This is a genomic window from Nocardioides pinisoli, assembly GCF_024199985.1.
GTDB classification, from domain to species: domain Bacteria; phylum Actinomycetota; class Actinomycetes; order Propionibacteriales; family Nocardioidaceae; genus Nocardioides; species Nocardioides pinisoli.
Genome location: NZ_JANARS010000001.1, coordinates 1 through 20,453, shown reverse-complemented (window position 1 = coordinate 20,453; position 20,453 = coordinate 1). Strand labels below are relative to the sequence as shown.

The 20,453-nt window shown below is 72.0% G+C and carries 17 protein-coding genes and 1 tRNA gene; 9 read left to right on the top strand and 9 right to left on the bottom strand.

The annotated features are described in order from the left end of the window. Window positions 1–43: 43 nt before the first annotated feature. The 3 genes from NCI01_RS00090 to NCI01_RS00080 form a co-directional block, all read right to left on the bottom strand. Window positions 44–2,515 (bottom strand): MMPL family transporter, encoded by a 2,472-nt coding sequence (locus tag NCI01_RS00090; protein WP_254179436.1) that lies wholly within the window; start codon window positions 2,513–2,515, stop codon window positions 44–46. A gap of 51 nt (window positions 2,516–2,566) precedes the next feature. Next, window positions 2,567–3,190, bottom strand: coding sequence for a TetR/AcrR family transcriptional regulator (locus NCI01_RS21880; protein ID WP_372495083.1), 624 nt, complete (start codon window positions 3,188–3,190; stop codon window positions 2,567–2,569). A 383-nt stretch (window positions 3,191–3,573) separates the two neighbouring features. Then, window positions 3,574–3,957 (bottom strand): response regulator transcription factor, encoded by a 384-nt coding sequence (locus tag NCI01_RS00080; protein WP_254179435.1) that lies wholly within the window; start codon window positions 3,955–3,957, stop codon window positions 3,574–3,576. A 160-nt stretch (window positions 3,958–4,117) separates the two neighbouring features. Here NCI01_RS00080 and NCI01_RS00075 point away from each other — a divergent pair, with 160 nt between their 5' ends. Both NCI01_RS00075 and NCI01_RS00070 read left to right on the top strand, forming a co-directional pair. Further along, window positions 4,118–7,285: a DUF1194 domain-containing protein gene (locus tag NCI01_RS00075; protein ID WP_254179434.1), complete on the top strand. Its 3,168-nt coding sequence runs from the start codon at window positions 4,118–4,120 to the stop codon at window positions 7,283–7,285. Window positions 7,286–7,393: 108 nt separating this feature from the next. After that, the gene (locus NCI01_RS00070) at window positions 7,394–7,939 is read left to right on the top strand and encodes a hypothetical protein (RefSeq protein WP_254179433.1); all 546 of its coding nucleotides are present in this window, start codon (window positions 7,394–7,396) and stop codon (window positions 7,937–7,939) included. Here NCI01_RS00070 and NCI01_RS00065 read toward each other — a convergent pair. The 3 genes from NCI01_RS00065 to NCI01_RS00055 all read right to left on the bottom strand — a co-directional run bounded on the left by NCI01_RS00065 (window position 7,912) and on the right by NCI01_RS00055 (window position 8,719). Continuing rightward, on the bottom strand, window positions 7,912–8,091 hold the full coding sequence (locus tag NCI01_RS00065; RefSeq protein ID WP_254179432.1) for a PAS domain-containing protein: 180 nt from the start codon (window positions 8,089–8,091) through the stop codon (window positions 7,912–7,914). The genes NCI01_RS00070 and NCI01_RS00065 overlap by 28 nt on opposite strands. Next, window positions 8,088–8,555, bottom strand: a complete 468-nt coding sequence (locus NCI01_RS00060; RefSeq protein WP_254179431.1) for an aminoacyl-tRNA deacylase — start codon at window positions 8,553–8,555, stop codon at window positions 8,088–8,090. Before NCI01_RS00060 ends, NCI01_RS00065 begins: the two co-directional genes overlap by 4 nt. A gap of 74 nt (window positions 8,556–8,629) precedes the next feature. Beyond that, window positions 8,630–8,719 (bottom strand) — tRNA-Ser (locus NCI01_RS00055). A 147-nt stretch (window positions 8,720–8,866) separates the two neighbouring features. Here NCI01_RS00055 and NCI01_RS00050 point away from each other — a divergent pair. The 4 genes from NCI01_RS00050 (at window position 8,867) to NCI01_RS00035 (ending at window position 15,079) form a co-directional block, all read left to right on the top strand. After that, a complete protein-coding gene (locus NCI01_RS00050; protein ID WP_254179430.1) occupies window positions 8,867–10,822 on the top strand; it encodes a lysophospholipid acyltransferase in 1,956 nt (651 codons plus the stop codon). Beyond that, a complete protein-coding gene (locus tag NCI01_RS00045) occupies window positions 10,819–12,252 on the top strand; it encodes an HAD-IB family hydrolase (RefSeq protein ID WP_254179429.1) in 1,434 nt (477 codons plus the stop codon). The genes NCI01_RS00050 and NCI01_RS00045 overlap by 4 nt, the downstream gene beginning before the upstream one ends. A gap of 64 nt (window positions 12,253–12,316) precedes the next feature. Next, a complete protein-coding gene (locus NCI01_RS00040) occupies window positions 12,317–13,741 on the top strand; it encodes a wax ester/triacylglycerol synthase domain-containing protein (RefSeq protein WP_254179428.1) in 1,425 nt (474 codons plus the stop codon). A 9-nt stretch (window positions 13,742–13,750) separates the two neighbouring features. Beyond that, the gene (locus NCI01_RS00035; protein ID WP_254179427.1) at window positions 13,751–15,079 is read left to right on the top strand and encodes a DUF2254 domain-containing protein; all 1,329 of its coding nucleotides are present in this window, start codon (window positions 13,751–13,753) and stop codon (window positions 15,077–15,079) included. Here NCI01_RS00035 and NCI01_RS00030 read toward each other — a convergent pair. Genes NCI01_RS00030 through NCI01_RS00020 form a run of 3 tightly spaced genes read right to left on the bottom strand, consistent with a single transcriptional unit; the run spans window position 15,052 to window position 16,480 of the window. Next, window positions 15,052–15,522, bottom strand: coding sequence for a GNAT family N-acetyltransferase (locus NCI01_RS00030; protein WP_254179426.1), 471 nt, complete (start codon window positions 15,520–15,522; stop codon window positions 15,052–15,054). The genes NCI01_RS00035 and NCI01_RS00030 overlap by 28 nt on opposite strands. After that, window positions 15,519–15,965 carry a tRNA adenosine(34) deaminase TadA gene (gene tadA, locus NCI01_RS00025; protein ID WP_254179425.1) on the bottom strand — a complete coding sequence of 149 codons (447 nt, stop codon included), beginning with the start codon at window positions 15,963–15,965 and terminating at the stop codon, window positions 15,519–15,521. The genes NCI01_RS00030 and tadA overlap by 4 nt, the downstream gene beginning before the upstream one ends. Window positions 15,966–15,991: 26 nt before the next feature. Then, window positions 15,992–16,480 (bottom strand): tRNA adenosine deaminase-associated protein, encoded by a 489-nt coding sequence (locus NCI01_RS00020; RefSeq protein WP_254179424.1) that lies wholly within the window; start codon window positions 16,478–16,480, stop codon window positions 15,992–15,994. Window positions 16,481–16,577: 97 nt separating this feature from the next. Here NCI01_RS00020 and upp point away from each other — a divergent pair, with 97 nt between their 5' ends. The 3 genes from upp to pntB all read left to right on the top strand — a co-directional run bounded on the left by upp (window position 16,578) and on the right by pntB (window position 20,342). Beyond that, a complete protein-coding gene (gene upp / locus NCI01_RS00015) occupies window positions 16,578–17,219 on the top strand; it encodes a uracil phosphoribosyltransferase (protein WP_254179423.1) in 642 nt (213 codons plus the stop codon). A 155-nt stretch (window positions 17,220–17,374) separates the two neighbouring features. Next, the gene (locus NCI01_RS00010) at window positions 17,375–18,901 is read left to right on the top strand and encodes a Re/Si-specific NAD(P)(+) transhydrogenase subunit alpha (protein WP_254179422.1); all 1,527 of its coding nucleotides are present in this window, start codon (window positions 17,375–17,377) and stop codon (window positions 18,899–18,901) included. 4 nt (window positions 18,902–18,905) lie between these two features. Then, complete coding sequence (pntB, locus tag NCI01_RS00005; protein WP_254179421.1) at window positions 18,906–20,342, top strand: Re/Si-specific NAD(P)(+) transhydrogenase subunit beta; 1,437 nt, start codon at window positions 18,906–18,908, stop codon at window positions 20,340–20,342. Window positions 20,343–20,453: the final 111 nt, after the last annotated feature.

Sequence of the window (20,453 nt, the reverse complement as noted above, 5' to 3'; positions counted from 1 at the left end):
CGAGACCATTGTGGTGCACCGCCGCGCCGTCCGCTCAGGTCGCTCAGTGCACCGGGTGGCTGCGCTCGAGCTTGGCGCCCTCGACGTCGACGTCCGGCAGGATCCGGTCGAGCCACCGCGGCAGCCACCACGCCTTCTCGCCGAGCAGGTGCATCGCGGCCGGGATCAGCAGCATCCGTACGACGAAGGCGTCGAGGAGCACGCCGAAGGCGAGGCCGAAGCCGATCGGCTTGATGGTCGCGTCGTGGCTGAAGATGAAGCCGGCGAACACCGAGATCATGATGATCGCCGCAGCCGTGACCACCGACCGCCCGGCGTGCAGACCGTGCTGCACCGCCACGCGCGCCGGTGCGCCGTGGGCGTACGCCTCGCGCATCCCCGACACCAGGAACAGCTGGTAGTCCATGGCCAGGCCGAACAGGATGCCGGTGGCGATGATCGGCAGGAAGCTCAGCACCGGGCCGGGCGCGTGGACGCCGAACAGGTCGGCGAGGAAGCCGATCTGGAAGATCGCGGTGATGCCGCCGAACGCCGCCAGCAGCGAGAGCACGAAGCCGAGGGTCGCGGTGAGCGGCACCAGGATCGAGCGGAACACCAGGACCAGGATCAGCAGCGACAGCCCGACGACCAGGACCAGGTAGGTCGGCAGCACGTCGGCGAGCTGCTCGGAGATGTCGATGTTGGCGCTGGCGTTGCCGGCCACGCCGAGGGTCGCCTCACCACCGGCGGCGGTCTCGGGCGTGAGCTCGCGCAGGTCGCGGACGAGCTCCTCGGTCGACTCGCTGGAGGGTGCGCCGTAGGGCACCACCTGGAAGGCGAGCGACTCGCGGTCCTGCGACGCCCCGATGGGGACGACGGCCTCGACCGACCACAGCTGTCCGATCTCGGAGCCGATCGCGGCCTGCTCCCGCACCACGTCGTCCTCGGCGACGGCGGAGGGCAGGTCGGCGACCACGAGCAGCGGTCCGTTGGCTCCGTCGCCGAACTTCTCCGCCTGGACCTCGTAGGCCTGGTAGCCGGCGGACTCCGGCGCCTGGGTGGAGCCGTCGGGCAGACCGAGCCGCATCTGGGTCGCCGGCGCGGCCACGGCGAGGAGCGCCGCGATCCCGAAACCGAGGACCCAGCAGGCGCGCATCGTGCTCATCGGCCGGTCGCGCTCGGTGATCTGCTCGTCGTGCGTGCGCTCGCCGGCGGCCAGCCGCTCGCGCTCCCGCCTGCTCAGGATGCGCGTGCCGACCAGCGACAGGACCGCGGGGGTGAGGGTGACGGCCATCAGGATCGCGACGAGGACGGCGACGGCACCGACGGTCCCCATCAGGCCGAGGAAGTCGACGCCGGTCACGTTGAGGGCCAGCAGCGCGACGATGACGGTGACGCCTGCGAAGACGACGGCGTTGCCCGAGGTGCCGTTGGCCAGGCCGATCGACTCGTGCAGGTCGGCGCCCTGCTTCAGCTGGCGACGGTGCCGGTTGATGATGAAGAGCGAGTAGTCGATCCCGACGGCGAGGCCGAGCATCACGCCGAGCACCGGGGTGACGGACACGAACTGGACGATCCCCGAGAACGACAGCGACGCGAGCGACGCGACGCCCACGCCGAGCAGGGCGGTGACGAGCGGGAGCGCCGCACCGAGGACGGTGCCGAGCATGACGAACAGGACGATCGCGGCGATGACGACGCCCGCCACCTCGCCCGGGCCGAGGATCGACGGGACCGTCTGGGCGATCTCCTGCGACGGGTGGACCTCAACGCCCTCGATGCCGGCGTCGGCGGCCATCTCCTCGATCTCGGTCTTGGTCTCGGTGGTGACCTCGTTGATGGGGTCGTCGAAGACCACGTTGGACACCGCGGCCGACCCGTCCTCGGACACGGTGCGATAGCCGGACGACAGCTCCGAGAGGGTCACCCCCACCTCGAGCTGGGGTGCCTGCTCCTCGAGCCTGGCGCGCTGGCGGTCCAGCTCGGCCTGTCCTTCGTCGAGCTGCTGCTCCGCGTCCTGCAGCTGGGCGCTGATGCCGGCGAGGGTGCCGTCCTCGCGCGCCTGGCGGCGCTGCTCCGCCAGCGCGTCACGCCCGGCGTCGATCTGCTGCTGGGCGGTCCGCAGCTGGGCCCGACCGTCCTCGATCCGCTCCTGGCCGTCGGCCACCTGCCGGGCCGAGTCGTCCACCTGCTGCTGGGTCTCGAACGGGTCGGTGACGTCGGCCACCCCGTCCACCTCGGCCAGCCGGTCGAAGAGGTCGCTCAGCGCCTCCTCCTGCTCGGAGGTGAACGCGGAGCCGTCGGTGGTCTCGGCGACGATCGCGCCGTTGCCGCCCCCGGCGCCCTCGAAGTCCTCCTCGAGCTGCTGCGAGACCCGCGTCGTCGGGGTGTCGGGCAGCGTGATGTTGGACGACAGCGCGCCCGCGAAGGACACGTAGGTCACTGCGGTGACGGCGAGGATCGCCAGCCAGGCGCCGATGACGCTCCAGTGGCGGCGGGCCGCGAAGCGTCCGATGCGGTAGAGGAGCTCAGCCATGGGGGTGGCGTGCCTTTCGGTTGCGGTGCAGGGGTGCGGGGGTCGGGTGGGTCAGGCGTCGTGGGCGATGCGCAGCCGGCGGAGGACGCGGTCGAGCAGGGCGTCCCAGTCGGCGCGGGCGTCGGGAGGCACGTCGGGTGCCAGGTCGGGGTGCTGCTCGAGCCAGAGGCCGGCGATCGTCACGATCCCGCTGAAGAGCAGCGCGAGCCCGATCTCGAGGTCGACCGGGTCGAGGCCGGGTGCGCGGCGTACGAGCTGCTGGCGCAGGCGTCCGCCGACGTGCTCGAAGGCGGTCCGTGAGATGCCCTGCGCGCGCTCGTCCTCGACCTCGGGGGAGCCGAGGACGCGGTGGATCGTCGCGATCGCGGTGGGCAGGTCGACGCCGCGGGTGGCCTCGGCCACCGCGTCGAGCGCGGCCCGGCCGCCTGCCGCGCCCGGGGGGAGATCGGTCGTCCGGCGGTCGACCCCCTCGAGGAGGTCCGCCGTCGCCTCGGCGAGGATCTGCTCGCAGACCGCCACCAGCAGCTGGTCGAGGCCGGCGACGTGGTTGAAGACCGTCCGCCGCGACACCCCGGCCCGCGAGGCGACCTGCTCGACGGTGAACCCGTCGGCGCCGTGCTCGGTCGCGAGCTCCCGGGCGGCCTCGAGGATGGCGCGGCGCCGCTCCTCGCGCAGCGCGCTGCGGCCGTCGGTGGGGGGTGTCGTGGTCACCCAGCCATTGTTGCACTCAGTGCAAATAGTGTCGCATCGGCGCCCTTGCGGCGGACTCCCCGCTCGAGCGGGGAGTCCGCCACTTCGAGGCCGTTGCAACCCCCTCCAGGTGTCGGACTGCCCCTCCAGGTCGGCGGACAGACAAACGGCACGGCCCCTGCGAGGGCCGTGCCGCAGTCGCGTTGGTGATGCGTGGCGCCACCGCCACTGGGGGGACCGGACGCCGGCGGGAGGTCGACGTACGGGGACGGTGGACGAGCCTGACGGAACGCGACCGCCCGGCCCTACCGCTGGTGAGACGGGCCGCTTCGAGCCTCATGACGCGGGTTCGCCGACGAATCTGCGGGTCAGCCGGCTTCGGCGACCCTGGCGGGCCGGACCGCGTTGCGGACCCGGTCCACGAGCTCGGCGAGGGTGAAGGGCTTGCCCAGTACGTCGTCGGCACCCGCGCCCAGGCAGGCGGCGACGTGGTCGGTCCCGGCGTGCCCGGAGGTCACCACGACGGCACCGAGGAACCCGTCGGCGCGCAGGGACGCGGTGACCTCGAGGCCGTCCGTGTCGGGCAGTCCGCGATCCATGACGACGACGTCGACGTGGCGCCGACCGATGCTCGCGCGGGCGTCGTCTCCGGAGCCGACGGTGAGGACGTCGAACCCTGCGCGGCTGAGGGCGATCTCCATCACCTGTGCGAGGTCGGGCTCGTCCTCGACGATCAGCACGGTGGTGGGCACGGGGAGCACGCTACAACCGAAATCCACGGCACACCCACAGAACGGTCAAGGTGCGTCACGAGGGATCCACGGGGCCACGGCAAAGTTTTGGAGCGATTCCTCCTGCGTCGGTCCTTGGGGGCGTAACTTCCCCGGCACACATCTATGTGAGGGGGAACACATGGGACTGCGCACACGTCTGCGCCCGACCATCCACACGACTGCTGCGCGGGCCCGGTCCCGTCGCCGCGGTGCGACCACAGCGGCGTTCGTCGCACTCGCCGGACTGGTGACCACCGGTCTTGCCACCACCGGGGCAGGGCCAGCCAGCGCCGACCTGTACGCCGACAAGCTTGACCTGGTCTTCCTCATGGACGGTTCGGGCTCGATCGACGCCGCCGACTGGACCATGCAGAAGCAGGGGTACATCGAGGCGCTCGACGACACGGTCACCTTTCCTCGGGACGGATCCATCTCCGTCAGCCTCGTGCAGTGGTCCTATGACGGCACGTCCGGCAGCACGAGGGTCGAGATCCCGCCGACGGTCCTGACCAGCGAGACCGTCGTGGACGGCATGGCGACCGAGATCTCCGACATCGCCCAGATCGGCTACTCGACGAATCCAGGCGACGCCATCGTGCGCGCCACCGACCTCCTCAAGAACCAGGGTCGAGAGGGCGCGGACTGGTCCCTGTGCATGTCGACGGACGGCGCGATCAACTCAGGTGTCGACATGGACACCGCCACGGCCTACGCACGCGACAACTACGTCGACCGCTACGGCGTGCTGGCGATCGAGGACGGGTTCTTCGACGAGTCCTACGCCCGCGCGGCCTACGACCCCTACGTCTTCGGTGGCGGCAACGTCACCGTCGCCCGGTCGACTGCCGAGTTCGCGACGCTGATCAGCGGCTGTGTGAACCCTGAGCTCGACCTCGAGGCGCTCGAGGTGTCGCAAGGCGTCCAGTCGCTGCTCAATGACGTCGAGCTCGTCGAGGGACGCGACACCATCGTGCGGGCGTACGTCAGGACGTACGGCACCGGCAACCTTGCGCGCACGTCGGGTCGGCTCCGTGGCTACCGTGACGGCGTCGAGCTCGCCGGGTCGCCCCTCGCGCCGCTGAACGAGACGCAGAGCATCCTGGCCACCGACGAGGTCATCAGTCGCCGCGCTGACCGGGACGCGACCTTGAACTTCCGGCTCCCCGACGAATGGACCACTGGGGAGATCGAGCTGCAGGTCGAGATGGGCGGCGGCACCGGGTGCGACCTCACTGAGTACGGCCGCTGGACCATCAACTGTGGCACCGTCGTGAGCTTCAACGACTCCCGACCCGACCTCAACCTGGAGATGACGTCGGTCTTCTGGGACAACATGACCGAGTCGGACGCCACGTACCTCGACGCCGTGCGACAGTCGAGCCGCTCGGAGGCGATGTTCCCCATCGCGGGCCTCGACATGACACAGGACTCGCTCGAGGTGGCCGATGGCTGGTGGGACGAGAACACCTGGATCCCCGAGTTCGGTGAGTACTTCGCGGTTCTCGACGCCCTCCAGTCTCGTGCCTGGTACGACAACCTCCGAGCGGACAAGCTGCGCGACGAGAAGATCGTGCAGGGCATGCTGCCCGGAACGCATCCCAACGGCGGCGCCACAGGCATGGCCTACCTCGACGTCTCCACGGCATGGCTCGGGTATGCGCGCGAGTTCCTCGACGGTGGGCGGCTCCGCAACGTGTTCCCGCACGAGCTCGGGCACAACTTCGGGCTGCTCCATGCCGTCGACAGCCACGACGTCGGCCTCGTCACCAAGAGGGGCTACTGCGGTGAGTACGCGCCGCGTTGGGCGGACGACCACCAGCCCTTCAGCCTGATCGACGATCAGATGCGTCCCGTCCTCGGCGTCATGGGCATCCCGGACAAGGAGATCTGGGGCCTCGACGAGTACACGTTCGACTACGACGAGGACCTCGCCGTCTCGGCTCCACACGACGTGTACGCCCTGATGGGGTACTGCTGGAACGACGACACCGATCTCCAGGGCACGTGGATCTCGAAGTGGGACTGGGACCGGCTGCGCGACGGCGAGCTCGATCCGGCGTACGGCTCCGGTCCGCCGGCCGCCGGCACGGTGACCGAGGCGGACGGCATCTACGTCTCGGGTGCGTACGACACCGCATCCGACCGCAGCGCGTTCACCGTGCTGCCGACCAACCAGACCCGCACGGGCGACCCGTCCACCGGCGTCCAGCTGAGGGCGTACGCCTCGGACGGCAGTCTGCTGGCCTCGGGATGGGCCTCGTCCTCGGACGCCCGCTCCGCTGGTGCGTTCGGTGAGGGGGCCGACGTCGACGCGGCTCGTCCCTTCGCGGCCTCCCTGGCAGTCGACCCGGCCCGCGTGGCCCGCTTGACCCTCGTCGCGGACGGCTCCGAGGTCGACGCGTGGCAGGCGTCGACGCAGGCGCCGGTCGCGACCCAGCCACGAGCCACGGTGAACCCGGACGGGACGGTCCACGTGTCCTGGACCGCGGCGGACGGGGACCCGGGAGCCAGCTTGAGGCACACGGTGTTCTACTCGACCGACGGAGGTGCCCACTTCCGTCCGGTGGCTATGGGCATCCGAAACCCGGACACCGTCCTGCCTCGGGGCGTCCTGCCCGGTGGGGATGTGGTCCTGCGGGTCGTGTCCTCCGACGGCGTGCGCTTCGGGTCCGCGGAGACCACGGTCCGCACGCCCAACGCCGCACCGCAGATCGCCATCACGGCACCCGGCCCCGATCAGAGGTTCTCCGCCGCCCAGCGCATCATGTTCGAGGCGCAGGCCGGCGACCGGGAGGACGGCACCCTCGACGGGTCCCAGCTCACCTGGACCAGTGACCGTGACGGCTACCTCGGCAACGGCTCGGACGTCGCGCGCCGCGCAGACACGATGTCTGAGGGTTGGCACACCGTCACGGCGCGGGTGACCGACTCCGCCGGCGCGGCGGCCTCTACGACAGTTCGGATCTTCGTGTCGCGGGTGCCGGGCGTCGAGCCACCGCCGATCAAGCGGTACGGCTGGGGAGGGTTCACCAGTCCGCTCCCGACCGACGGTGACGTCCAGGCGGGTCGGACCATCCCGGTCAAGTTCACCGTCACCAACGAGGTGGTCTCGGAGCAGTCAGTGCTGACGGCCTCATTCGCTCGCGACGGTGCCACCTACGCGTTGACGCGGGACGCGGTGAGGGATGGGGTCGGGACCTATCACGTCAACGTCGCCACGCCGAAGGCATGGGCCGGGTCCACCGGCACCTTCGAGGTCGCCTTGTCGGACGGCCAGGTGTTCACGACGACGGTGACCTTCCGGTGACGGCGCCACGACGCTAGCGCCACCATCCCGGCGGTTCGGTCGACTCGACGACCGGGCCGCCGGGACAATCCGGATGTACGGGACGACGAGCACCGCCAGGAGGGCGCAATGTCCGAGGGCCGCCGGCACTGCAGCGTCGCAGGCACGGGGTTTGCCCTCCTGGCCTCCATTGCCCTGGTGGGCTGCAGCCCCTCACCCGCGGACCCCGGTCCGGGCGAGCTGACCGGCGTGGTGGTGTCGAAGGGCGACTCGATCGTGGTGGGCGACGGGGGGACCAGCGACACGTACGACAGGTTGCTGGTGCTGACGGCCGACGAGCTGCTCGACGCCTACCGGACCACGTGGCCGGGCAGGGACGACCCGGAGGACCACGACTACCAGAACATCGGCGTCCGGATCCCCGTCGCCGACCTCGTGGCGCTCGACGAGCAGGACGCACCCGCGCCCACCGCGGCCGTCGCGCCGGTGGAGGACGGGAGGTTCCGGATCCCCTGGGACAGCGGTCCGAGGTACGTGTGCCTGGGCAACGAGATCCGCACCGACGCCGACGACGAGCTCGTCGTGGACACGAGTGGCTGCGTCATGGTGGACGAGGCGCCGCCCGCATCCGTCACCATCGAGGCGCACTACGGCGGACTCGCCGTGTCGGACTGAACGGCCTCGCTGCGCTCGAGCAGCGTCTCCTGCGACTCCCGGGCGGCCGCGACGTCCTCGGGGTGGACGTGGCTCATCACCAGCTCGGTCGTGGGGACGACGGACCCGGGCTCGAACCCGTGGATCTCGCGCCGGAGGCCCTGGAGGCTCACACCGGCTCGGTGACGTCTGCCACTCGCGCGTCGAGGTGGGCGATGACGTCGTCGGCGGAGACGGTCGCCGCGACCCCGTGCTCACCCGCGCCGATGGAGATCGTCCGCCCCACCATGCGCTCGTCGGCGACGACGGGCAGCTCGGTCGCCGAGCCGAACGGCGTGATGGTGCCGCGCTCGTAGCCGGTCACCTCGCGCGCGGCCTCAGCGGCCGGCATGGAGATCCGGTTGACGCCGAGGAGCGCGCGGAGCTTGGGCCAAGAGATCTCCCGGTCGCCGGGCACGAGGACGAAGAGGTGGTCGCCCTCGCCGCGACGCACGACCATCGTCTTCACGATCGCCGACGGCTCGACGCCGCGCGCGGCGGCTGCCTCGGCGAGCGACCCCACCCTGCCGTGGCGGGTGATCTCGTGCGCGATGCCCGACGCGGCCAGCGCGCGGATCGCAGGGTTGTCCTCGTCCACCCGGCGAGCGTACGACGACAGCGCCGGACCGGAACGACGATCGGGCCGGTCCGCGAGGGACCGGCCCGATCGGCTGGCGGTGGCGGTGGGATTTGAACCCACGGTGGGTTTGACCCCACACATCATTTCGAGTGATGCACCTTCGGCCGCTCGGACACGCCACCGCGCCGAAGGTTACTAGAGGACTGGCGGGAGCCGGAAACCGGCGGCAGCCCACCATTCGTGGCGGAGCCATGGCCAGCGGCGGCGTACGACGGTAACTTTCGGCCCACGCCCGTGCGCATGCTGCGCGTGAGCGGGAAGGAGGGACCGTGACCGTCGTCCGCCGAACGCGGGACCTCGCCCGTGCCGCCCTGCCCCGGAGCGTGGGGGAGCGGCTGCCTGCCGCGCCGCCGCGGGAGGTCACCGAGCTGCTCCACGACAAGCGGTTCCAGCGCGCCGTCGCCGCGGCCGCCGCGGAGCAGGGCCGCGACGAGGAGGAGGTCTGGGCCGAGGTCAAGGGCTACCTGCACGAGATGGCAGCGGCCCACGACGACCGCACGGCGCAGGGCTGGGCCCGCCTGGGCGAGTGGTTCCTCAGGGCCTACGACGTGCTGGTGGACGAGGACGACATGCAGGAGCTGCGGCGCCTCGACCGCGCCCACAGCCTGGCGCTGGCCTTCAGCCACCGGTCCTACCTCGACGGCATGGTCATCCCCAACGCCCTGTCGTCCCGCCGCTTCTCGCCGACCTACACCTTCGGCGGCGCCAACCTCAACCTGCCGGTGATCGGCACGGTCGCCAGCCGCACCGGCCTCATCTTCATCCGCCGGGCGACCCAGGAGATCCCGGTCTACCGCCTCGCCCTGCGCTCCTACATCCGGCAGATGGTCGCCAACAAGCGCAACCTGGCCTGGTCGATCGAGGGCGGCCGCACCCGCACCGGCAAGCTGCGCCCGCCGGTCCACGGCATCCTGAAGTACCTCACCGACGCCGTGCAGGCCGACGGGGCCGATGGGGTCGACGAGGACGCTGGCCCGGACGCCCCGGACGTGCAGGTGGTCCCGCTGTCCGTGGTCTACGACCAGCTGCACGAGGTCTCGCTGATGACCGAGGAGGCACGCGGCGCCAGCAAGACGCCGGAGGACTGGCGCTGGCTGGTGCGATTCGCGCGGTTGCAGCGCAACCGGCTCGGCCGGGCCTACCTGACCGTCGGCGAGCCGTTCTCGCTCCGCGAGCGGATGGCCGAGCTCGCCGCCGAGGGCGTGACCGGCCACCAGGCGGTCGAGCGCGTCGCGCTCGACATCTCCCACCGGCTCAACCGCGCCACCCCCGTCACCACCACCGCCATCGTCTCGCTGGCGCTGCTCGGTGCCGACCGCGCGCTGACCGTCGACGAGGTCCTCGACACCGTCGAGCCGCTGGCCGCCTACATCGACGCGCGCCAGTGGCCCGTCGCCGGCGCCGCCGACCTGCGGGACCGCTCGACCATCCGCCGGGCGCTCGCCGACCTGACCCGCAGCGGCGTGCTGACGGCGTACGACCGAGGCACCGAGCCGGTGTGGAAGATCGGCGACGACCAGCACCTGGTGGCCGCGTTCTACCGCAACACCGTGATCCACATCCTCGTCGAGCGCGCCATCGGCGAGCTCGCGCTCCTCACCGTCAGCGAGCTCGAGCCGGGGACTGAGCTGCCGGCCGGCGGCGAGCTGCAGGTGGGCTGGGAGGAGGCGAAGCGGATGCGCGACCTGCTGAAGTTCGAGTTCTTCTTCCCCTCCCGCGCCGGCTTCGAGGACGACCTGCGCACCGAGCTCCAGCTGCTCGTCGGGGAGGGCGTCACCGAGATGACGCCGGTCAAGGCCCGCGAGCTGCTCGTCAACGCCCGGCCGCACCTGGCCCACCTCGTGCTGCGGCCGTTCCTCGACGCCTACCTCGTCGTCGCCGACCGCCTCGCCGACCTTGGCGACGCGCCGGTCGACGAGGCCGATCTGCTCGCCGACTCCCTCGCCGTCGGCCAGCAGTGGGCGCTGCAGCGGCGGGTCGCGAGCGAGGAGTCGATCTCGCTGGAGCTCTTCCGCACCGCGCTGGCGCTGGCGCGCCACAAGGGGCTCCTCGAGGCCGGCGACGGCGTCGGGTCGGCGCGCGAGGCCTTCGCCGCCGAGCTGCGCGACACGGTGCGACGGGTCAACATCATCGGCGAGATCGCCGGCGACACGGTCACCGTCGGGCACCCCGAGCCGCGCTCCCCGCAGAAGTCCGAGCAGAAGTCCCGGCGGGAGCGCGTGTGAGCGGGCTGTCCACGGCGGCCCAGGAGGCGATCGACGCCATCGAGGCCGGACCGCAGGGCCCCGAGGTCGGCGCGTTCTTCGACCTCGACGGCACCCTGGTCGCGGGCTACACCGCCGCCACGTTCTACGGCGACCGGCTCAAGGGGCGCGACGTCTCGCCGGCGGAGTTCCTGCGCACGGTCGTCACGGCCGTCGACGGCGAGCTCGGCGGCGACCCGACCCGCATCGCCCACGTCGCCTTCTCCGCGATGCGCGGTCAGTCGGAGGAGGCCTTCGCCGACCTCGGCGAGCGCCTGTTCCGGTCCAAGATCGCCGGCACGATCCGCCGCGAGTCCCGCGCCCTCGTGATGGCGCACCAGCGCGCCGGCCACACCGTCGCCGTCGCGTCCGCCGCCACGAAGTACCAGATCGCGCCCGTCGCCCGCGACCTCGGCGTCGAGCACCTCGTGTGCACGCAGCTGGTCGTCGAGGACGGGCAGTTCACCGGCGCCACCGACGGCCCGATGCTGTGGGGCCGCCACAAGGCCAGCGGCGTGCGGGCCTTCGCCCGCGAGCACGGCATCGACCTCGCCGAGTCCTACGCCTACGGCAACGGCTACGAGGACGTCGCCTTCCTCTCCTCCGTCGGCCACCCGACCGCGCTCAACCCCCACCGCGACCTGCGCGCCGCCGCGGCGCGCCTGGGCTGGCCGGTGCTCGACCTGAGCGACCCCGTCGGCGGCTCGCTGGTCGCAGCAGGTCGTACGGCGGCCGCGCTCGCCGGCATGAACGCCGGGGTCGGCCTCGGCCTGGCCTACGGCCTCGCGCGCGGCGACCTGCGCGAGGGGCGCAACGCCGCCATCCGGCTCGCCACCCAGCTGCCGATGACGCTGGCCGGGGTGTCGCTGGAGGTGCTCAACCAGGAGCGGCTGTGGACCCACCGGCCGGCGATCTTCGTGGCCAACCACCAGAGCGCGCTCGACATCCCGGTCCTCGGCCGGCTCCTGGAGCGCGACTTCACCATCGTCGCCAAGAAGGAGGCGCGCTGGGACCCGCGGGCCGTCGTCGGGTCGTTCGTCATCGACCCCGCGTGGATCGACCGCTCCGACTCCGAATCGGCCCGGGCGACGCTCGACGGCGTCGTCGACCGGATCCGGTCCGGCACGTCGCTGATGATCTTCCCCGAGGGCACCCGGTCGGCGACGCCGGTGCTGGGGCCCTTCCGCAAGGGTGCCTTCCACCTCGCCGCGCAGGCGGGGGTGCCGGTCGTGCCGATCGTGCTGCGCAACACCGGCGAGCTGATGCGACGCAGCTCGCTCGTGCTCAACCCCGGCGTCGTGGACGTGTGCGTGCTGGAGCCCGAGACCGACTGGAGCGTGGACGACATGAGCGAGCGCATCGCGGCGCTGCGCACGAAGTTCGAGGAGACCCTCGCGAGGTGGCCGGCATGAAATCACCCCACGACCTTCTTCTCCCCCGCTTCGCTCCTCCGAACAACGTCGCGGGGACCCCGACATGAGCGACTCCTCGCCTGTCGACGACGACCTCCAGCGCTGGGGCGGTGCGGGCACCTGGTCGACCGGCGCCGAGCTGACGTCGATGCAGACGCTGCTGTGGCGCGCCGAGCGCCACCCGGTGCAGTCCTCCACCTCGACCGTCGTGATCGACCTCGACCGGGCGCCCGACTGGGACCGCTTCGTCGCGGCCGCCGAGTGGGGCACGCGGCTCGTACGACGTCTGCGCCAGCGCGTCGTCGAGCCGGTCGTGCCGACGGCCGCGCCGACGTGGGCCGACGACCCGACCTTCGACCTCGCCTACCACCTGCGTCGCGAGCGGGTCGCCGACCGCGAGGAGATGCTGGAGCACGCCGCCCAGATCGCGCTGCGGCCCTTCGACCGCACCCGGCCCCTGTGGGAGGGCGTGCTGTTCGAGGGCATGCCGGACGGGGCGGCGTACGTCCTCAAGATCCACCACGCGCTGGCCGACCCCCTCGGCACGGTGCAGCTGCTCACGATGCTCCAGTCGGGGCGGCGCGCCCACACGCCGCGCAAGCCGGTGGCCGAGGACGTCGTGGCGCCCTCGGAGCCCGACCCGGTCGAGCTGGCCGTGGCGGGACTGCGCACCGACGTCGCCGCGCTGCCCGAGGCCGCGCTGGCGGCCGCCCGCCGCGTCGGGGCCGCCGCAGCCCGCCCGCAGGCCGTGGTCGCGTCGACACTGCGCTACGGCGCATCCGTGCGGCGCCTCCTCACGCAGGCCGCCCCGCCGTCGCCGGAGCTCTCGCCGCGCACCGGCCGGATGTGGTCGTTCCTCACCCTCGACGCCCCCCTCGATGCCCTGCGCGAGGTCGCCCGGCTCGGCGGCGGCACCCTCGACGACGCGGCCGTCGCCCTGGTCCTCGGTGCGCTGCAGCGCTACCACGCTCGCCACGACGTGACGGTCGCCGAGATCCCGGTCGGGGTGCGCGTCTCGCTCGACCGCGCCGACGACCTCGGCAACCGCTTCGCCGGCGCGATCATCTCCGCGCCGCTCTCCATCGACGACCCCGTCGACCGGGTGGCCGCCGTGCGCGGGGAGGTGCTCTCGCTGCACACCGAGCGCGCGCTCGAGGTGCTCGACGCCGCCGCTCCCGTGATCAACCGGATGCCGTCCTTCGTCGGCGCCTCCGCCCTGCGCACCGCCGCGGCACCCGACGCCTTCGTCCTCACGCTCCCCGGCCCCCCGCGCCGGCGCTACATGGCCGGCGCCGAGGTGCAGGGGATCTACGTCCTCGGGCCGCTGCCGGGCGCGGCGCTGACCGTCTGCCTCGTGACCTGCGGCGACACCGCGTGCATCGGGGTCAACGTCGACGCCAGCGCGGTCGCCGACCTGCGGGGGCTCGAGGAGTGCCTGGCCGAGGGGGTCGAGGAGATGGTCGCGGCCGGCGAGGTGCGTGGCCCATAGGGTGGGTGGATGAAGCCCTGGTCGCGCGCCGCGCAGCTGCGCGAGTCCATGTGGTTCGTCCCGGGGCTGATGGTGCTCGCCGCCCTCGCTCTCGCCCAGGCGGTGATCGTCGTCGACCTCTGGCTCGACCAGCGTTCCCTGGGCCTGCTTCCCGAGTCGTTCGAGATCGGGGTGGAGGGGAGCCGCGGGATCCTCGTGGCGGTGGGGGGCTCGGTCCTGGCGGTCGCGGCCACCACCTTCTCGATCACGATGTCGGTGATCGCGACGGCGTCGTCGACCTACGGCCCGCGCCTGGTGCGCAACTTCATGACCGACCGCAGCAACCAGCGCGTGCTGGGGCTGTTCGTGGCGACGTTCGTCTACTGCCTGATGGTGCTGCGGCGCGTCCGGGGCACGTCCGACGACGTCACCTTCGTGCCGCACGTCGCCGTCTACGGAGCCATCGTCCTGGCCCTGGTGAGCGTCGCAGCGCTGGTCTACTTCCTCCACCACATCTCCGCGGTCATCCAGGTGTCGACGCTCGTCCGCCGGGTGCGCGGCGAGCTCGAGCGCTGCGTGGAGGGCCTCTACGGCGAGGGGGCCGCGTCCCGCGTGCCGGCTGACGCGCTCGCGTCGGCGAGCGCGGTCGTCCTCGCGGATCGAGCGGGATTCGTCACCACCGTCGACGCACCCGGCCTGGTCGACGCAGCCGTCGACGTCGGCGCCGCCGAGCTCCTGGCGCGGCCCGGGACGCACGTGATGGCCGGCGAGCCCCTCGCGCGCGTGACCGGCGACGCGGAGGAGATGAGCACGGCGGTCCGCAGGCACGTCTCGGTCGGGGACACGCGCACGCCGACGCAGGACGTGCACTTCGCCCTCCAGCAGATGGTCGAGATGGCGGTGCGAGCCGTCTCGCCCTCGATGAACGACCCCTACACCGCCCGCAACGTCGTGGAGGAGCTCGCCTGCGGCCTGGTCCCCGCCGTGCGGCACGGCGACCCGGGTGCGGGGTGGGTCGACGACAGCGGCACCGTGCGCCTGGTGTGGCGGTTGCCGTCAGGCAGCGAGCTGGTCGACCTCGTCCTCGACGACCTGCGGGTCTACGCCGCCGGCGACCCGGCGGTCGTCCGGGCCGCGATCCAGCTGGCGGGGCGCCTGCTGCGGGTCGCCGGACCGGACGTCGCGGCGCGTGTGTCGTGGCACCTCGACGAGCTCCTGGCGGCTGCCGAGCGGACAGGGATGGCGGACGTCGACCTCGACCGGCTGCGGACCGAGCGCGACCTGCTCACCCGTGACCACGTCGACCCTGGCGTGGCGCGTCGGGAAGCAGGTCACGCGGGGTCGGTCGGGCCGATGTAGCAGAGCATCCGGTAGTCGGTGCCGTCCTCGATGTTGCGGAAGCCGTGGCGCTCGTAGAAGCGGCGGGTGTCGACGTCGACCTCGTCGACGTTGATGTGCATCTCGGGTGAGCCGAGCTCGCGCACCAAGGAGCGGCAGAGGTCGAGGACCTGCGTGCCGATGCCGCCCGAGCGGAGGTCCGGCACGACGTAGAGCTCCTCGAGCTGGGACACGGGGCCGTCGAACCAGATGGCCGGGCGCAGGGTGACCAGCGCGAAGCCCACCGCCGTCCCGTCGTCCTCGGCCAGGACCGCGAGGACCCCGTCGAGCCCGAGCAGGCGGACGAACCGGCGGGCCAGCACGTCGGCGTCGTCCGTCTCGGTGTCGAACTCGGTGTTGAAGTCCCACAGCAGCCTGCCCAGCACGGCGGCGTCCTCGGCGGTGGCGCGGCGTACGGCGGTCATGACGCGTCCTTCGTGCGGTGGCGGGCGAAGAAGCCGTCGAGGAGGGACGTGGACTCGGCGGCCAGGACCCCGGCGACGACCTCGGGACGGTGGTTGAGCCGACGGTCGCGCACGACGTCCCACAGCGAGCCCACGGCGCCCAGCTTGTCGTCGTACGCACCGAAGACGAGGCGGTCGACCCGGGAGAGCACCACGGCCCCCGCGCACATCGTGCAGGGCTCGAGCGTGACGACGAGCGTGCAGCCGGTGAGCCGCCACTCGCCGCGGGCAGCAGCGGCCGCGCGGAGGGCGACGACCTCGGCGTGACCGGTCGGGTCGTGGTGCGACTCGCGCGTGTTGTGGCCGGTGGCCACGACCGTGCCCGACGCGTCGAGGACCACGGCGCCGACCGGTACGTCGTCCGCGGCCAGCGCAGCCTCCGCCTCGGTCAGGGCGAGACGCATCGCGTCGTCCCAGGGCCCCCGCGGCGTCATGCGGAGGTGAGGCCGACCGCGTCGTCGAAGCGCTCGCCGAAGCCGAGCCGACGCGCGATCTCGGAAAGCATCTCGTCGGGGTAGAGCTCGACGTCGTCGAGGAGCGCGCCGAGGTCGATGGCGTGGAGGCCGAGGTCGCCGAGCAGGTCGAGGTCGCCGGCCGGCACCTCGACGTCGTCGTCCTCGGGCGGCGGGAGGCCGAGGAAGTCGATGACCGACTGGGCGAGCTCCCACTCGTCGGCGGCGGTGACGTCGGACAGCAGCACGCGGGTGCGCGGGCCGACGACGCGCACGAGCACGAAGAAGTCCTCGTCGACGGCGACCATCGCGACCGCGCCGGCCTCGTCGCGCGCCACCTGGCGCAGGGCGTGGCTCAGGGAGTCGACGGAGTCGTAGGCGGGCGAGGCGATCTCCTGCACCTGCCACGTCCCGTCGTCGCGGAACGCAGCCAGCGCGAAGTCGATCTCGCCGGTCTGCTCGGACATCCCCACACCTCCTCCACCAATGTCGCAGATAGGAGGGGGACCGCCAACCCTTCGGGCGTCTCGATCGGGGAGCGGCATCCCCACTAGGGTGACCCCCATGCGCCTGCACGTGGTGAACCACCCGCTCGTCTCCCACAAGCTCACCGTCCTGCGCGACGAGTACACCGACTCGCCGACGTTCCGCCGGCTGACCGACGAGCTGGTGACCCTGCTGGCCTACGAGGCGACGCGGGAGGTGCGCGTCGACCCGCGCCCGATCACCACGCCGGTGGCCCCGACCACGGGGGTCTACCTCGCCCAGCCCAAGCCGATGGTCGTCCCGATCCTGCGCGCCGGCCTCGGCATGCTCGACGGCATGATGCGGCTGCTGCCGACCGCCGAGGTCGGCTTCCTCGGCATGGTCCGCAACGAGGAGACCCTCGAGGCGTCGACCTACGCCGAGCGCCTGCCCGAGGACCTGTCGGGCCGCCAGTGCTACGTGCTCGACCCGATGCTCGCGACGGGCGGCACGCTCGCCGCTGCCATCCGCTTCCTCACCGACCGGGGCGCCGACGACATCACCGCCATCTGCCTGCTGGTCGCGCCCGAGGGCGTCGACAACCTCGAGAAGGGCCTCGAGGGCCTCGACGTCCCGGTGACGGTCGTGACCGCCGCCCTCGACGAGAAGCTCAACGACAAGGGCTACATCGTCCCGGGCCTCGGCGACGCCGGCGACCGGCTCTACGGCGTCGCGCACTGACCCTCCCTCGCTCCCGCAGCCGCCGGCCCGACCGGCGTGGGACGTGACCCCCGTCACCTGAGACACCGGTGGGACGGGCGGTCGGTTCGGTACGTTGTGCCCGGCCCGACCTTCCAGCCGCCCGTCCACGTCCGGCCCACGTCCAGGAGGCAGCAGTGCGCATCGGCATCCCGCGAGAGTCCCGGCCCGGCGAGACCCTGGTCGCCGCGACGGCCAAGACGGCCTCCCAGCTCGCCGCGCTCGGCTACGACGTCGTGGTCGAGGCGGGCGCCGGCGCGGCGGCCGACCAGCCCGATGCCGCGTTCGCCGAGGCCGGTGTCGTGGTCGGCTCCGCGGACGAGGTGTGGTCCAGCGACGTCGTGGTGAAGGTCAACGCCCCCACCGAGGCCGAGATCGCGCGCCTGCGCCGCGGTGCGACGGTGATCAGCCTGATGGCGCCCGCGCGCAGCCCCGAGCTCGTCGAGCAGCTGGCGGCCGCGGGGGTCACCGGGCTCGCGATGGACGCCGTCCCGCGCATCTCCCGCGCCCAGTCGATGGACGTGCTCTCCTCGATGGCCAACGTCGCGGGCTACCGCGCGGTGATCGAGGCGGCCCACGAGTTCGGCCGGCTCTTCACCGGTCAGGTCACCGCGGCCGGCAAGGTCCCGCCGGCGCGCGTCTTCGTGGTCGGCGCCGGCGTGGCGGGCCTGGCGGCCATCGGCGCGGCGGGATCGCTGGGCGCCGTCGTGCGCGCGTTCGACGTACGCCCCGAGGTGGCCGAGCAGGTCGAGTCGATGGGGGCGCAGTTCGTCACCGTCGAGATGGAGCAGGAGGTCTCCTCCGACGGCTACGCCAAGGAGATGACCGCCGAGCAGGAGGCCGCCACCGCCGCGATGTACGACGAGGAGGCGCGCGCCGCCGACATCGTCATCACCACCGCGCTGATCCCCGGCCGCCCCGCCCCGCAGCTGATCAGCGCCGAGACCGTCGCGGCGATGAGGCCCGGCTCGGTCGTCGTCGACATGGCCGCGGCCAACGGCGGCAACGTCGCGGCCACGGTGAAGGACGAGAAGGTCGTCACCGCCAACGGCGTCACGGTCCTCGGCTGGACCGACCTCGCAGGTCGCCTGGCCGCGCAGACCAGCCAGCTCTACGGCACCAACGTCGTCAACCTGCTCAAGCTGCTCACCCCCGAGAAGGACGGCGTCCTCAGGCTCGACATGGACGACGTCGTGCAGCGCGGCATCACGGTGACCCGTGACGGGGCCACGATGTGGCCGCCGCCGCCCGTCCAGGTCTCCGCCGCACCGGCCGCACCCGCGGCCGCGGTGGTCGAGAAGGAGCCGCCGACGCCTCCCGACCCGCGACGTCGGCTGTACGCCGCCGGGCTCGCCGCGGTGCTCTTCCTCGCGCTCGCGACCGCGGCCCCGCCGAGCTTCCTGCCGAGCCTCACGGTCTTCGTGCTCGCCGTCGTCATCGGCTTCTACGTCATCGGCAACGTCCACCACGCGCTGCACACCCCGCTGATGAGCGTCACCAACGCGATCAGCGGGATCATCGTGGTCGGCGCGATCCTCCAGGCGCCGATCGACAACCTCGCGGTCCAGGTGATCGCCGGGGTGGCCATCCTGCTCGCCAGCATCAACGTCTTCGGTGGCTTCCTCGTCACCCGGCGGATGCTCAACATGTTCCAGAAGGGCTGAGCCGGTGGTCGAGTTCGTCACGGGTGCCTACATCCTCGCGGGCCTCCTGTTCATCCTCGCGCTCGCCGGACTGAGCAAGCACGAGACCGCCCGTCGCGGCAACGCCTTCGGCATGGCCGGCATGGCGCTCGCGCTCGTCTCCACGCTGCTGCTGGTGCTCGACCACCTCACCGACGACCTCGTCGTCGACAAGACACCGATCTGGGTCGGGCTCGCGATCATCCTCGTCGCCGGCACGGTCGGCGCCACGATCGGCATCCGCCTCGCCCAGCGCGTCGAGATGACCGGCATGCCCGAGCTGATCGCGATGATGCACAGCTTCGTCGGCCTCGCCGCCGTGCTGGTGGGCTACAACACCTACATCGAGGTCGCCTCCGCCCACGGCGCCGTCGGGCTGGAGTCCGACGCGGTCCACAACGCCGAGGTGTTCCTGGGCGTCTTCATCGGTGCGGTGACCTTCACCGGGTCCGTGGTGGCCAACCTGAAGCTCAGCGCGCGGATGAGGTCCGCCCCGATGACGCTGCCGGGACGCCACCTGCTCAACCTGGCCATCCTGGTGCTCTCCGCGGTCCTCATGGTCTGGTTCATGCTCGCCGACGGCTGGGTCGGCATGGCGCCGCTCGCGGTCATGACCGTCCTCGCGCTGGTGCTCGGCTTCCACCTCGTCGCCGCGATCGGCGGCGGCGACATGCCCGTCGTCGTGTCGATGCTCAACAGCTACTCCGGCTGGGCGGCGGCCGCGGCGGGCTTCATGCTCGGCAACGACCTGCTCATCATCACCGGCGCGCTCGTCGGCTCGTCGGGTGCCATCCTGAGCTACATCATGTGCCGGGCGATGAACCGCTCCTTCATCAGCGTCATCGCCGGAGGCTTCGGCTCGGACGGCGCCACCGTCGCCGGCGACCGCGACTACGGCGAGCACCGCGAGATCCAGGCCGACGAGGTCGCCGAGCTGCTCGCCGGCGCCTCCTCCGTGGTCATCACGCCGGGCTACGGCATGGCCGTCGCCCAGGCCCAGTACCCCGTCGCCGAGATGACGAGGAAGCTCCGCGACAAGGGCGTCGACGTCCGCTTCGGCATCCATCCCGTCGCCGGTCGCCTCCCGGGCCACATGAACGTGCTGCTCGCCGAGGCCAAGGTGCCCTACGACATCGTGCTCGAGATGGACGAGATCAACGACGACTTCCCCGACACCGACGTCGTCCTGGTGATCGGGGCCAACGACACCGTCAACCCGGCCGCGATGGAGGAGCCCGGCTCCCCGATCGCCGGCATGCCGGTGCTCGAGGTCTGGAACGCCCGCGACGTGATCGTCTTCAAGCGCTCGATGGCCACCGGCTACGCCGGCGTGCAGAACCCGCTGTTCTTCAAGGACAACACCCAGATGCTCTTCGGCGACGCGAAGGACAAGGTCAACGAGATCGTCGCGGCACTCGGCTGATATGTAGTCCGCGGTTGTCAAGAGTGCAGGGTGAGGCGCCGCCGGCACTGGGTGTGCTGGCGGCGCCTCGTCTTGGCCTGGTGGTGTCATTGCCCTGCCGCAGCGTGTCGT